This window comes from Polaribacter sp. SA4-12 (assembly GCF_002163675.1).
Classification (GTDB): Bacteria; Bacteroidota; Bacteroidia; order Flavobacteriales; family Flavobacteriaceae; genus Polaribacter.
On the sequence record NZ_CP019334.1, the window covers coordinates 542,287 to 556,009 of the forward strand.

A 13,723-nucleotide genomic window follows, 5' to 3' on the forward strand; every position below is an offset into this window, starting at 1 on the left:
ATGAAAAGCTATAAATTTAAAGTAAACGATAACGGATATACTGTTAATATAAAATCACATGAAGGCAATATTATTAACTTAGAGGTTAATGGTACTTCATATGAGGTGAAAATGAAGGAGGATATTAAAAAAACAAAAACACCTACTTTAGTTCGTGCTGCATCAAAAAGACCTGCAGAACCTTTAAAAGTAAATCCTAAATCTCAAAAAACAAAAATTGTTGCTCCAATTCCTGGTGTTGTATTATCTATTGATGTAAAGGTTGGTGATACACTTAAAGTTGGTGATAGAATGCTTGTTTTAGAGGCTATGAAAATGGAAAACAACATTGTTTGTGAAAAAGCAGGTACAATTACTGCTATAAATATTGTTGTTGGACAACAAGTATTACAAGACGAATTAATGATAGAATTAGAATAAAATCATAAACATGAAAAAAGTAATTTTAATATTTTGTGTTTTATCATTATTAATATTTATTAGACCAATATTAGCATTTGACACAAATACTGATTCCATAGACAACAGTACAGTAACTACTATACAAGTTGATAATGCTCCACAGGAAAGTGTGAGTGTTTTTGCAGGCGCATTTAAAGGAATATCAAAATTTTATAGTTATACTGGTTTTGCAAATGCAACTTCAGGAAACTTAATAATGATTATAATCGGAATTGTATTCATTTATTTAGGAATTAAATATGATTATGAACCCTTACTACTAATCCCAATTGGTACAGGTGTTATATTAGGTAATATTCCTTTTGTAGCCGGAAATCAAACGGGTATTTATGAAACAGGATCTGTATTAAACTATCTTTATTTTGGGGTAGTAAAAGGAATTTATCCGCCATTAATTTTCTTAGGAATTGGAGCAATGACAGATTTCTCTTCATTAATTGCAAATCCTAAATTAATGCTTTTAGGAGCAGCTGCTCAAATTGGTGTATTTGCAACTTTTATGGGAGCTTTATATTTAGGGTTTACCCTTCCTGAGGCTGGTGCAATTGGAATTATTGGTGGTGCAGATGGACCAACAGCTATTTTTCTTTCATCTAAATTAGCAAATGGTATAAATATATTACCTGATGGTACAACCGTAAAAAACTTAATTGGTCCTATTGCAATTGCTGCATATTCTTATATGGCTTTGGTTCCTGTAATTCAACCTCCTTTAATGCGTTTGTTAGTTTCTAAAGAAGATAGAAAGATTAAAATGAAACCACCAAGAGCGGTAACTCAAAAAGAAAAAATGATTTTTCCTGTGGTAGCTTTAATTTTAACAACATTTATTTCTCCAAGTGCACTGCCTTTACTAGGTATGTTATTCTTCGGTAACTTATTAAAAGAATCTGGTAGAACAGAAAGATTAGCAGATACTGCACGTACTAAGTTAATTGATATTGTAACTATATTATTAGGTGTTACAGTAGGAGCATCAACACAAGCAGACATCTTTATTACTAAAGATTCTATGTTAATTTTTGGGCTAGGAGCAATATCATTTGTAATTGCAACTTGTGGAGGTTTATTATTTGCTAAATTTATGAATCTATTCTTAAAAGGAGATAATAGAATTAACCCATTAATTGGTGCGGCGGGAGTTTCAGCCGTTCCTGATAGCGCAAGGGTTGTACATACTGAAGGTTTAAAATATGATTCTAGTAATTATTTATTAATGCACGCTATGGCTCCAAACGTTTCTGGGGTAATAGGTTCTGCAATTGCTGCTGGTATTATATTAAGTTTCTTAGGATAAAAAATGAAAATAAGTATATAATTAAAACAATAAGTTTTAAATTTTAATAAAATGAAAATACCAAACAAAATGACAGCCGCAGATGCTGTTAAAATTATTAAATCTGGAGACAGGGTTTTAATTCAAGGAGGTTCAGCAACGCCACAAGCATTGATACATGCTATGGTTGATAGAGCACCTGAATTAAGAAATGTTGAAATTGTACATTTACACACAGAAGGTGCTTGTGGTTATACAGCTCCAGAACTAAGAGAAAGTTTCCATACTAATGCTTTTTTCATTGGTGGAAATGTTCGTAAAATGATTGGAAACACAGTAGATTACATTCCAATTTTCTTAAGTGATATTCCAAGTTTATTTCGTCAAGGATATATGGATTTAGACGTAGTAATGGTAAATGTTTCACCTCCAGATAAACATGGTTTTTGTTCTTTAGGAGTATCTGTAGATATTGTACTTTCTGGTATTGAACAAGGGAAAAAGATAATTGCTCAAATTAACCCTCGTATGCCACGTACTTTTGGAGATGCACAAATTGATATCAATAAATTTGATGCATGTGTTGAAATTTCAGAAGAAATATACGAAATGAAATTTGTAGCCCCTTCTGAAACTGAAAAAGCAATTGGTAAAAATATTGCTGGTATTATTGAAGATGGAGCAACATTACAAATGGGTATTGGAGGTATTCCAAACGCAGTATTAACGTTCTTACATAATCACAAAAATTTAGGAGTACATACAGAAATGTTTTCTGAAGGAATTGTAGATTTAGTAAAAAAAGGAGTTGTAAATGGTTCTCAAAAGAAAGTAAATCCTTACAAAATTGTATCAGGATTTGCAATGGGAACTCGTAATTTGTATGATTTTATGGATGACAATCCTGAAATTGAAATGTTAGATATTGCTTATGTAAATGATACATCTATAATTCGCCAAAACCCAAAAGTAACTGCTATTAACTCTGCTATTGAAGTAGATTTAACTGGTCAAATTTGTGCTGATTCAATTGGACCAAGAATGTTCTCTGGTGTTGGTGGTCAAATGGACTTTATGCGTGGTGCAGCTCTTTCTGAAGGTGGTAAACCAATTTGCGCAATTACTTCTACTACAGGTAAAGGAGTTTCTAAAATTACACCTATGTTAAAACAAGGAGCTGGTGTAGTAACTACACGTGCACATGCTCGTCTTGTAGTTACAGAATATGGTGTTGCTGAATTATTTGGTAGAAACTTAAAACAACGTGCTCAGGCTCTAAGAGATATTGCACACCCAGATCATAGAGAAGAATTAGATAAAGCTATTTTCGAAAGATTCAAAAGTAGTTTAATGACAAAATAAATTTATTGAAGTTATAGTTCTTTATAAGTAAAATTTTAAAGAACTTTAACTTTTAAAATATTTCATAAATTCAAATATAATGAGCGATAAAAATAAAGCACTTTTTTCTGATTTCCCTTCAGTTTCTACTGAACAGTGGATGGAAAGAGTGACCGCAGATTTAAAAGGAGCTGATTTTGATAAAAAACTAGTTTGGAAAAACCTAACTGGTATCGATATTCAACCTTGCTACAATACTGAAAACAAAATTACACAGCTTAAAAATACAGGAGAAAACTCACAATCATTAGTGAATTATCGAAGTGTTAAAGTTGCAAATGCTGAAACAGGTAATAAACTAGCTGTTAAAGCTGTTGAAGAAGGAATGAACGGAATCATTTTCCAAATGCAAGAAAATGTATCTGTTGAAACTCTTTTAAACGGATTAGATTTAAACACAACAACTGTTTCTTTTGAAATAGTAACTGATGCTATTGATTTTACTAAAAATTTAGTTGCTTATGCAAAAGATAGCGATTTAAAAGGGTACATCAATACAGCAATTATTTCTAACTATGTAACAACAGGTTCTTTTGATGATAGTCAAATTGAAACTGTTGTAGAATTAGTGAAATTAACAGCAAATTTCCCAAACTTTAAAGCGATTACAATTTCTGGAACAGAATATTTAGATTCTGGTGCAAACCAAGTTCAAGAAATTGCATATACTTTAAACTCTTTAGTTTTCTTAACTGAAAAACTAGTAGAAAAAAATGTATCAGTTCAATCAATATTCGATAACCTAAACTTTCAATTAGCAATTGGTTTAGAATATTTTGTTGAAATTGGAAAATTTAGAGCATTTAATAATTTATTAGCAGAAGTAGCTAATAAATATGGTGTAGCAGAATTTGCAAATACAATTACAGCAAAAACGTCTATTTGGAGCAAATCAATAACTGATGCAGAAACTAATTTGTTACGTTGTACTACAGAAGCAATGGCTGCAATATTAGGTAATGTAGATGGTGTTTTAATTGATGCTTACGATAAAGAGTTTAAAAACCCTTCAGATTTTTCAAGTAGAGTAGCAGGAAACATTACTACTATTTTAAGAGAAGAATCTTACTTTGGTAAAGTATCTAATCCAGTTGATGGATCTTACTATATTGAAGAAGTAAGTTCTAAAATTGCAGAAAAAGCTTTAGAGTTGTTTCAAACAATTGAAGCTAATGGTGGTTTTTATACTGCTTTTGAAAACGAAACTATTCAACAACAAATTGCTGAAATTCGTTTAAAAAAATTAAAATTAATTAGTCAACGTAGAACTCCAATGGTAGGTATTAATAAATACCCTAACTTAATGGAAACTGTTCCTACAGAACTACTTTCTAAAGGAAGTGATGATAATTCAAAAGTATTAACTCCAAGAAGAGCTTCTTTAGAAATTGAAGCTATGAGAAGAGTTACTGAAGAATTAGTTGCAGATACAAATGTGCGTCCAATTGTACAATTAGCTAGTTATGGTAATTTAAATATGCGTAAAGCAAGAGCTGCTTTTGCGTATGATTTTATTGGTGTAAGTGGTTTTGACGTTCATCAAGAAGAAAGTTTTGAAAATGCAGAAATAGCGGCTTCAGAAAGTGCAAAAGGTGAGGCTCACGTTGTTGTTATTTGTAGTTCTGATAAAGATTACGATGAAACTGCTGTTGACTTTATAAAAGCATTTAGAGCTATTAATACTGATAAAGTATTATTATTAGCAGGTGCTCCAAAAAATATGGACGAATTAACTGAAGCTGGTTTAGACGGTGTTGTAAATATGAGAACAGATGTTCTTGTAGCACTTTCTAGCATTCAGAAAAAAGTTCAAAAAACATTAAAATCTTAAGAAGTATGAAACCAGATTTTTCAGATATAAAATTAAATTCAGCTGTTAAGCAAACAGTTGCAACTTCAGAGAATCAAGACGTTTGGAATACTCCTGAAGGGATCCCAGTAAAAAAACAATTTACAAAAGAAGATATTTCAGAAGCAGAACATTTAGGTTTTGCAGCGGGTGTACCTCCTTTTTTAAGAGGACCATATAGCGCAATGTATGCAATGCGTCCTTGGACAATTAGACAATATGCAGGTTTTTCTACTGCAGAAGAATCTAATGCGTTCTATAGAAGAAACTTAGCAGCAGGTCAAAAAGGACTTTCAGTTGCTTTTGATTTAGCTACACACCGTGGTTACGATTCAGATCACCCACGTGTAACTGGTGATGTTGGTAAAGCAGGTGTTGCTATAGATTCTATTTTAGATATGGAAATTTTGTTCGATCAAATTCCATTGGATAAAATGTCTGTTTCTATGACAATGAATGGTGCAGTTTTACCAATTATGGCTTTTTACATTGCAGCAGCAAGAAAACAAGGAGTTCCTTTAGATCAACTTTCTGGTACGATTCAGAATGATATTTTAAAAGAATTCATGGTACGTAATACATATATTTATCCACCAGCTCCTTCAATGAAGATTATTGGTGATATTTTTGATTACACTACTAAATTGATGCCTAAGTTTAACTCTATTTCTATTAGTGGTTACCATATGCAAGAAGCTGGTGCAACTGCAGATATTGAATTAGCATACACTTTAGCCGATGGGATGGAATACATTAGAACTGGATTAAAATCTGGTTTAAAAATTGATGAATTCGCACCTCGTTTATCTTTCTTCTGGGCTGTAGGAATGAATCATTTTATGGAAATTGCTAAAATGCGTGCTGCACGTATGCTTTGGGCAAAAATCATTAAATCTTTCAACCCAACAAATCCAAAATCAATGGCATTGCGTACGCATAGTCAGACATCTGGATGGAGTTTAAGTGAGCAAGATCCTTTTAATAACGTAGCACGTACTTGTGTAGAGGCAATGGCAGCTACATTAGGAGGAACGCAATCTTTACACACAAATGCATTGGATGAAGCAATTGCTTTACCAACAGATTTCTCTGCAAGAATTGCGCGTAATACGCAAATCTTTATTCAAGATGAAACGCAAACAACGAAATCAGTTGACCCTTGGGCTGGATCTTACTATGTTGAGTACTTAACTCAAGAAATAGCTAAGAAAGCTTGGAAATTAATTGAAGAAGTTGAAGAATTAGGTGGAATGGCAAAAGCTATTGAAACTGGAGTTCCGAAATTACGTATTGAAGAAGCATCTGCACGTAAACAAGCTCGATTAGATTCAGCTCAAGATATTTTAGTAGGAGTTAATAAATTTAAAACTACTGAAAAAACGAATATTGAAATCTTAGATGTTGATAATACAGTTGTAAGAGATTCTCAAATTGCACGTTTAAATAAAATGAAAGCTGAACGTGATTCTCACGTAGTTGCCGCAAACTTAAAAGCATTAGAAAATTGTGCTGGAGGTGGAGAAGGTAATTTATTAGCTTTAGCTGTTGAAGCTGCAGAAAATTTTGCTACATTGGGTGAAATATCTGATGCTTTAGAAGTTCATTTTGGAAGACATAAAGCAGATACTAAATTGATAAGTGGTGTGTACGGAAAAGAAGTAAATGACGATAGTACGTTTGCGAAAGCGCAAAAAATGACTGATAAATTTGCAGAAATTGAAGGTCGTCGTCCAAGAGTTATGATTGCAAAAATGGGTCAAGATGGGCATGATAGAGGTGCAAAAGTTGTTGCTTCTAGTTTTGCTGATTTAGGTTTTGATGTTGATATGGGGGGGTTATTCCAAACTCCTGAAGAAGTTGCAAAACAAGCTGTTGAAAACGATGTACATTTTGTTGGAGCATCTAGTTTAGCTGCTGGTCACAAAACTTTAATTCCTCAATTAATTGGTGAATTAGAAAAAATGGGAAGACCAGATATTATGGTTTTTGCTGGAGGAGTAATACCTGCACAAGATTATGATTATTTATTAGAAAGAAAAGTAGCAGCCATTTTTGGTCCTGGTACTGTAATTTCTGAATCTGCGATTACTATTATGGAAAAATATTTAGAGCAAGAATAAGTTCTAAATTTCAGATTAAAAAGCCCAAACATTTTAATGTTTGGGCTTTTTTTAGTTCTTTAAAGAAATCATATAAAAAGAAATAGTTACCCACAACTTTGTCTTTTAGACGTTAGGGGAAATCACATGAAGCCAAATAATTTTAGTTTTCTATTAGAATGAAACTACTCCTAGAGTTTATCTTGAACTTATTAGAAAAGTGAAATGATACAATATTTAAGTTTTTTATAAATCGGCTTTCATTCATAATAGCTAAAAAAACGGCGATTATTTTCGGAAAACAGATAAGTTATCCCGCTAATTTTGAAGATTAACGTAGAAAAAGCTAATCATCAATATTTATTCCAAAGGGTTGTAGCCGTTGCACAAACTTTACCACTGCCTTCAATTTTTATGGTATGTATAAAAGAGTTTTCTGCTTTGTTTTTCTCAGTTAACGATAAAACTGTATCACCATATTGTGCTTCAGATATAAAACGACCATCTATTTTATGTAAAAAATAATTCTCAGAAATTTCTTCAGGGATAGATTCAATAACCCATTGTAAATATCTAATATTATTTACGTGTTTATTCATATCTGTATCATACCGATTCACCCTAAATTGATTTGTAATGTCAGCGTAATCTACTGCACTTATTTTTTTCTTAATATCGCTAGAAATAGATTCTTCATTAAGGTAAGACCATTTTTCTTTAATTTCATTAAAAATAGGTATTGGTCTTCTTTTTTCTATATCAAAGAAAACCCATAAACCCTTAGCGCGACCAATGATATTTTTATTTTCATCATAAATAATATTTTCTCTATAACCTTTAATAGAGGAGTAACTAGACAACCATGTTTTAACCGTAATTTTTTCTTTATAGTTAGGGTAACGATCCATTTGTAAAATACCAGAAACTAAAACCCAACCTACATTTTTCTTTACAAGATCAAATAAACTATGGCCTATTGAATAAGAATGATCTGCCGCTGTCTCTTCTAGCAATCCTAAAATGATTGTAGGCGTTGCTAATCCAAATTTATTCATTTCAAAATAACGTAATTCAAATTGCTTCTCAAAATAATTATCAAATGTCATATTTTATATTTTGAAGGTTTAAATCCGTTATTTTCTAAAAAGATTTTTTAAAATCCTCAAGTATTTTTTGTGCAGCTTTAACAGGCGAAATTTTTGCAGAAACAATATCTTCTTCTAATTCGTTTAATTGACTTTTAATATCTTTTGAACCATAAAACAACTGTTTTAATTCTTCATTAATATTATTATACATCCATTTTATTTGTTGATGATTTCTGTTTTTTAAGAAATAACCATTTTCTTCAATCAATTCTTTAAATTTTAAAATTTCATCCCAAACATTAGAAATTCCTGTATTTTTTAATGCAGAAGCAGTAGAAACAACAGGACTCCAACCAGATTCAGATTGTGGAAAAATATGAAGTGCATTTTGATATTGTAATCTCGCCATTTTACTCATTCTTACATTATCTCCATCGGCTTTATTAATGACTACCATATCAGCCATTTCCATAATTCCTTTTTTGATTCCTTGTAATTCATCACCAGCACCAGATAACATCAATAATAAAAAGAAATCTGTCATACCATGTACGGCCGTTTCAGATTGCCCTACACCAACAGTTTCAATTAAAATAACATCATAACCAGCAGCTTCACAAAGCAACATTGTTTCTCCTGTTTTATTAGAAACACCACCTAAAGTATCGCCAGATGCAGAAGGTCTAATGTACGCTTCTTGCAAAATAGCTAATTGTTCCATTCGAGTTTTATCACCCAAAATACTACCTCTAGAACGTTGGCTACTTGGATCTATAGATAAAATAGCAACTTTATGCCCTTCTTTTACTAAATGCAAACCAAATACTTCTATAAAAGTACTTTTTCCAACACCCGGAACACCTGTAATACCAATACGAATCGATTTACCTGAACTAGGTAATATTTGTTGAACTATTTCTTTGGCTAATATTTTATCTCCTTCTAGATTACTTTCAATAATTGTAATTGCTCTAGATAAAATAACTCTATCACCTCTTAAAATACCATCGATATAATCTTGTACGGGTAATCTTCTTTTTCGTTTGTAATTTTTCATTTTAGAAATAAAAAGCTAAGTTTATATTAGAGTTTTTGTACTTCAAAGATACTAATAATGAAAAAAACACCACTAATTAAGTGGTGTTTTTAAATGATTTTTTCTAATTTATTTTATAGAATTTTTTATAAAAAAAACTATTAAATACAATAAATAAGTTTGCTGTAAAAAAAATAATGAGCAGTAATTAATCCTTTACCTTAACTGGTTTCAATTTGATAAAACCAACAGCATTCAATAATTTAATAATTAAATAAGTCATGTCTATTTCATGCCATTTTACACCAAAGTTAGGGCTACTTGCATATTTATGATGATTGTTGTGATAACCTTCACCCATCATTAAGAAATCGAAACGGAAAAGATTTTTACTGGTGTTTTTCATTTTAAAATTAACATAGCCATAAATATGACCAAACCAATTAATAATAACTCCATGGATAGGAGCCATTAAAAAAGCGACTGGTAATAACAACCATTGCCACCAAGAAGTAACAAAAAAGACAAAAAATAAAACGTAGAATGTCATCCAAAGTAAACGAGAAAAACGAGAACCAGCAAAAGAATCAAACACTTTCCATTGTGGTACATTTTTAGTAAAACGTTCGTCTATTGCAATACGTTGTTCATTAATATCTTGATAAATAGTTTTTGTTTTCCACATCATCGCAAACATATTTGCGTCGTAAGATGGAGAATGTGGGTCTTTTTCTGTATCTGTATATGCGTGGTGCATTCTGTGCATAATACCATAACCATAAGCACTTAAGTAACTAGATCCTTGAAAAAACCAAGTTAAAATAAATGTGATTTTCTCCATGGTTTTAGACATCGTAAATACTTGATGTGCTGCATAACGATGTAAAAAGAAAGATTGAAAAAACAATCCTCCATACCAAAGCACTAAAATGAAAATAATAACAATCATATCTTTATATTTTTGCAAAGATAGATGCCTATTAGAAGCAAAACAATGAACCTAAATCAATTAAAATCCTTTCTAAAACGTATTCTTTTTTTTATATCCGCTTTCGCGGGATAGATTTTTAGAACATATAATAAGGTAAGAATTATCTAATTACTTACCATTAAATACGCTTTCTAATTCTGCTTAATGCTTGAGCTGTAACACCAATATAAGAGCTGATGTATTTTAACGGAATCACTTTTAAAAGTTCTGGGCGTTCTTTAAATAACTTCATATAACGCTCTTCTGCAGTAAGATTCAAAAGATTTTGTTCTCGTTTAGATTTTATTAAAAAAAGACGTTCTGCAGTTAATCTTCCAATTAAATTACCAATTTGAGTTGTTTTGTAAACAGCCTGTAAATCAGCATATGAAATACTTAATAGCGTAGTATCCGTAAGTGCTTGTAATTCATATGCAGATGGTTTTTGTGTTAAGAAAGAATCATAAGCACTTATAAATTGATCTTTAAAACTAAAACCAAAAGTAATTTCTTTCTCTGGATTTTCTTTGGGAATAAATAAGCGTACAACACCTGATTCAATAAAAGAAATATGATTTTCTATCTCATTCAATTTTAAAAAGACTGTTTTCTTTTTAATCTTTCGAGGCTGTAATTTTGATGTAAAAAACTCCCAATCTGAGTCAGATATAGTTGCTATTTGATCTAAGTATGCTTTTATTTGCTGCAAATCTTTTATTGCTAATGAATTAGATTGCAAATATACGAATTCAAAAAAGCTATTTTAGGGTTAATATTCATATATAATTGCCAATTTTAATTGAAATTAAACATTTTAAATTCACAAGTAATTATTATTCAATTAACAAGAACGATATTGTTACCTTTGCAAAAATTTTTATTTAATGTCAAAAACGTTTTCAGAGTTAGGTATTCATGCAGAATTGCAAGAAAGTTTAGCTAAATTACAAATTTCTGTTCCTACAAATGTTCAAGAAAAAACCATTCCTTTAATTTTAAATAAAAAGGATGATGTAGTGGTTTTAGCAAAAACAGGAACAGGTAAAACTGCTGCTTTTGGATTGCCTTTACTGCAATTAATAGATGCAGAAAACAAAAATATACAAGCACTAATATTAGCGCCTACAAGAGAATTAGGGCAACAGATTCATGCTAATTTAGTGTCTTTTGCTACAGAAAGTCAAAAAGCAACCATTGCATCAATATGTGGTGGAATACCTATAAAACCTCAGATAGAACGTTTAAAAGAAACAACTCATATTGTAGTTTCAACTCCAGGTCGTTTAGTAGATTTAGTAAAACGTGAAGCTATCAATATAAAGGATATTAACTACTTTATTTTAGATGAAGCAGACGAAATGGTAAGTGCCTTAAAAGAAGAGGTAGATGCTATTATTAAAGAAATTCCGAAAACGAGAAGGACTTTATTGTTTACTGCTACAATGCCAGGAACGATTAAACAATTGGTACAGAATTATATGTCTAAACATGTTGTACATGTTGAAGCAGATATGGAAACTGTTGGTCATCAAGGTATAGATCATCAATATGTGGTGGTAGAACCCATTGAAAAACTAAATGTATTACTTCACTTTTTAGCTTCTAAAGAAGGAGAACGTGGAATTATATTTTGTAAAACAAAAGCTGCCGTTAATAAATTAGCAAAAAACTTAGCCATTAATAAATTCTCTTCAGGAGCGATTCATGGTAGTTTAACTCAAGGAATTCGTGATCGAATTATGGGGCAATTTAGAGAAGGTAATATCGATATTTTAGTAGCTACAGATTTAGCCGCTCGTGGAATTGATGTAAAAGAAATATCTTATGTGGTTAATTATCATTTACCTGATACTTATGGCACGTATGTTCACAGAAGTGGACGTACAGCAAGAGCAGGAGCAACCGGACTTTCATTAAGTATAATTCAACAAGAAGAATTGGAAGAAATTCCTGAGTTTGAAGAAGATTTAGGAATTGTTTTTAAAGAATATAAAAAAGCAGACGCACAAAGTATTGAAGAAAATAATGGTTTGTTGTGGGCTAAAAAAATATTTAAAATAAAACCAAATCGTACAGTTTCTGAAGATTATAAATCTCAGATAAAAACAATATTTCATCATTTAACAAAGGAAGAACTGGTAGATAAAATATTTGCAGATTACTTAGCACAAACGGCTAATGCAAAGATTAAACCTGAAGCTTCTAAAAAGAAGAAAAAGAAATAAGCATGGCAAATATTATAAAAACTCAAGAGGATATTTTAGCAAAATTACAGATTGAAGCTTTAAATCCGATGCAGATAGAAGCTGTTTCTGTTATTAAAAAGAACATAAATACCATCTTATTATCGCCAACAGGAACCGGAAAAACATTGGCTTTTTCTTTACCTTTATTAGATACTTTAGATCCTGAATCTAAAGAAGTACAAGCGTTAATATTAGTACCATCTAGAGAATTGGCAATACAAATAGAACAAGTAATTCGTTCTATGGGTTCTGGTTACAAAGTAAACGCTGTTTATGGAGGTAGACCAATGTCTAAAGACAAGATAGAATTAAAACATATTCCTGCTATTTTAATAGGAACACCAGGTAGAATATCTGACCATTTTGCAAATGATCGTTTTTCTAAAGACCACATAAAAACGTTAATTTTAGACGAGTTTGATAAGTCTTTAGAAGTTGGTTTTGAATACGAAATGCGTAACATTATCAATCAATTACCTACTTTAGATAAACGCATCTTAACATCTGCTACACAGGGAGTTGAAATACCTGAATTCGTAAAATTAGTAGAACCAAGAATCATCAATTACTTAAAAGGAAAAAGAACTTCTCAATTAAATTTTCAGACTGTAGTTTCTCCTAATAAAAGTAAATTAAAAACATTGGTAGATTTAGTAGAACATATTGGGAATGAACCTGGTATTGTTTTCTGTAATTTAAAAGATACCATTACTCAATTAAGTACTTTTTTAGAAAAAAAAGAAATAAGTCACGCTTGTTTTTCTGGAGGAATGGAACAAAAAGACAGAGAACGAGCTTTAATAAAATTTAGAAACGGAACGTGTCAATTGTTAATTGCAACAGATTTAGCTGCAAGAGGAATTGATATTCCAGAAATGAAGTTTATCATTCATTATGAATTACCTAAGCATGAAGAAGAATTCATCCACAGAAATGGAAGAACTGCAAGGGTAAATGAAAAAGGAACTGCATATATTTTGAAATGGGAAAACGAACGTTTACCAGATTTTATCAAACCTAGTAAAGGAATTAATATTTCTAAAAAAGCACCACACGTTCCACAATATTGGGAAACGTTATTTATTTCTGGTGGACGAAAAGATAAAATATCTAAAGGAGATATTGCTGGTTTATTCTTTAAACAAGGTGGTATTTCTAAAGAACAATTAGGCGCTATTGAGTTAAAACCAGATTGTGCATTTGTTGCTATTCCATTAGCATTAGCAGATGATTTGGTAGAAAAACTAAACAATACACGATTAAAAAAGAAAAAAGTAAGAGTAACAGTATTATAAG

At 31.1% G+C, this 13,723-nt stretch carries 11 protein-coding genes; 7 read left to right on the forward strand and 4 right to left on the reverse strand.

Going from position 1 to position 13,723, the window contains the following annotated elements; translation table 11 throughout:
* The 5 genes from BTO07_RS02495 (at position 1) to scpA (ending at position 7,108) form a co-directional block, all read left to right on the forward strand.
* Positions 1 to 420, forward strand: a complete 420-nt coding sequence (locus tag BTO07_RS02495) for a biotin/lipoyl-containing protein (RefSeq protein WP_087519730.1) — start codon at positions 1 to 3, stop codon at positions 418 to 420.
* A gap of 10 nt (positions 421 to 430) precedes the next feature.
* Positions 431 to 1,759 (forward strand): sodium ion-translocating decarboxylase subunit beta, encoded by a 1,329-nt coding sequence (locus tag BTO07_RS02500; RefSeq protein WP_087519731.1) that lies wholly within the window; start codon positions 431 to 433, stop codon positions 1,757 to 1,759.
* A gap of 51 nt (positions 1,760 to 1,810) precedes the next feature.
* Complete coding sequence (locus tag BTO07_RS02505) at positions 1,811 to 3,100, forward strand: acetyl-CoA hydrolase/transferase family protein (RefSeq protein WP_087519732.1); 1,290 nt, start codon at positions 1,811 to 1,813, stop codon at positions 3,098 to 3,100.
* A 79-nt stretch (positions 3,101 to 3,179) separates the two neighbouring features.
* Positions 3,180 to 4,970 carry a methylmalonyl-CoA mutase family protein gene (locus BTO07_RS02510; RefSeq protein ID WP_087519733.1) on the forward strand — a complete coding sequence of 597 codons (1,791 nt, stop codon included), beginning with the start codon at positions 3,180 to 3,182 and terminating at the stop codon, positions 4,968 to 4,970.
* A 5-nt stretch (positions 4,971 to 4,975) separates the two neighbouring features.
* Positions 4,976 to 7,108 (forward strand): methylmalonyl-CoA mutase, encoded by a 2,133-nt coding sequence (gene scpA / locus BTO07_RS02515; protein ID WP_087519734.1) that lies wholly within the window; start codon positions 4,976 to 4,978, stop codon positions 7,106 to 7,108.
* 332 nt (positions 7,109 to 7,440) lie between these two features.
* Here the strand turns inward: scpA and BTO07_RS02520 are convergent, their stop codons facing one another.
* From BTO07_RS02520 to BTO07_RS02535, 4 genes are all read right to left on the reverse strand, one after another.
* On the reverse strand, positions 7,441 to 8,193 hold the full coding sequence (locus tag BTO07_RS02520) for an acyl-[acyl-carrier-protein] thioesterase (RefSeq protein WP_087519735.1): 753 nt from the start codon (positions 8,191 to 8,193) through the stop codon (positions 7,441 to 7,443).
* A 34-nt stretch (positions 8,194 to 8,227) separates the two neighbouring features.
* The gene (meaB, locus tag BTO07_RS02525; protein WP_087519736.1) at positions 8,228 to 9,232 is read right to left on the reverse strand and encodes a methylmalonyl Co-A mutase-associated GTPase MeaB; all 1,005 of its coding nucleotides are present in this window, start codon (positions 9,230 to 9,232) and stop codon (positions 8,228 to 8,230) included.
* 187 nt (positions 9,233 to 9,419) lie between these two features.
* The gene (locus tag BTO07_RS02530) at positions 9,420 to 10,160 is read right to left on the reverse strand and encodes an acyl-CoA desaturase (RefSeq protein WP_087519737.1); all 741 of its coding nucleotides are present in this window, start codon (positions 10,158 to 10,160) and stop codon (positions 9,420 to 9,422) included.
* A 160-nt stretch (positions 10,161 to 10,320) separates the two neighbouring features.
* Positions 10,321 to 10,890 (reverse strand): Crp/Fnr family transcriptional regulator, encoded by a 570-nt coding sequence (locus tag BTO07_RS02535; protein WP_087522528.1) that lies wholly within the window; start codon positions 10,888 to 10,890, stop codon positions 10,321 to 10,323.
* Between the two features lie 175 nt (positions 10,891 to 11,065).
* On the opposite strand from BTO07_RS02535, the gene BTO07_RS02540 reads away from it, so the two are divergent.
* Positions 11,066 to 12,406 (forward strand): DEAD/DEAH box helicase, encoded by a 1,341-nt coding sequence (locus BTO07_RS02540; RefSeq protein WP_087519738.1) that lies wholly within the window; start codon positions 11,066 to 11,068, stop codon positions 12,404 to 12,406.
* A 2-nt stretch (positions 12,407 to 12,408) separates the two neighbouring features.
* Complete coding sequence (locus BTO07_RS02545) at positions 12,409 to 13,722, forward strand: DEAD/DEAH box helicase (RefSeq protein WP_087519739.1); 1,314 nt, start codon at positions 12,409 to 12,411, stop codon at positions 13,720 to 13,722.
* Position 13,723: the final 1 nt, after the last annotated feature.

Coding starts and splice junctions, on each gene's coding strand:
- BTO07_RS02495 (WP_087519730.1), top strand. CDS start 1: ATGAAAAGCTATAAATTTAAAGTAAACGATAACGGATATACTGTTAAT.
- BTO07_RS02530 (WP_087519737.1), bottom strand. CDS start 10,160: ATGATTGTTATTATTTTCATTTTAGTGCTTTGGTATGGAGGATTGTTT.
- BTO07_RS02540 (WP_087519738.1), top strand. CDS start 11,066: ATGTCAAAAACGTTTTCAGAGTTAGGTATTCATGCAGAATTGCAAGAA.
- scpA (WP_087519734.1), top strand. CDS start 4,976: ATGAAACCAGATTTTTCAGATATAAAATTAAATTCAGCTGTTAAGCAA.
- BTO07_RS02520 (WP_087519735.1), bottom strand. CDS start 8,193: ATGACATTTGATAATTATTTTGAGAAGCAATTTGAATTACGTTATTTT.
- BTO07_RS02500 (WP_087519731.1), top strand. CDS start 431: ATGAAAAAAGTAATTTTAATATTTTGTGTTTTATCATTATTAATATTT.
- BTO07_RS02510 (WP_087519733.1), top strand. CDS start 3,180: ATGAGCGATAAAAATAAAGCACTTTTTTCTGATTTCCCTTCAGTTTCT.
- meaB (WP_087519736.1), bottom strand. CDS start 9,232: ATGAAAAATTACAAACGAAAAAGAAGATTACCCGTACAAGATTATATC.
- BTO07_RS02505 (WP_087519732.1), top strand. CDS start 1,811: ATGAAAATACCAAACAAAATGACAGCCGCAGATGCTGTTAAAATTATT.
- BTO07_RS02545 (WP_087519739.1), top strand. CDS start 12,409: ATGGCAAATATTATAAAAACTCAAGAGGATATTTTAGCAAAATTACAG.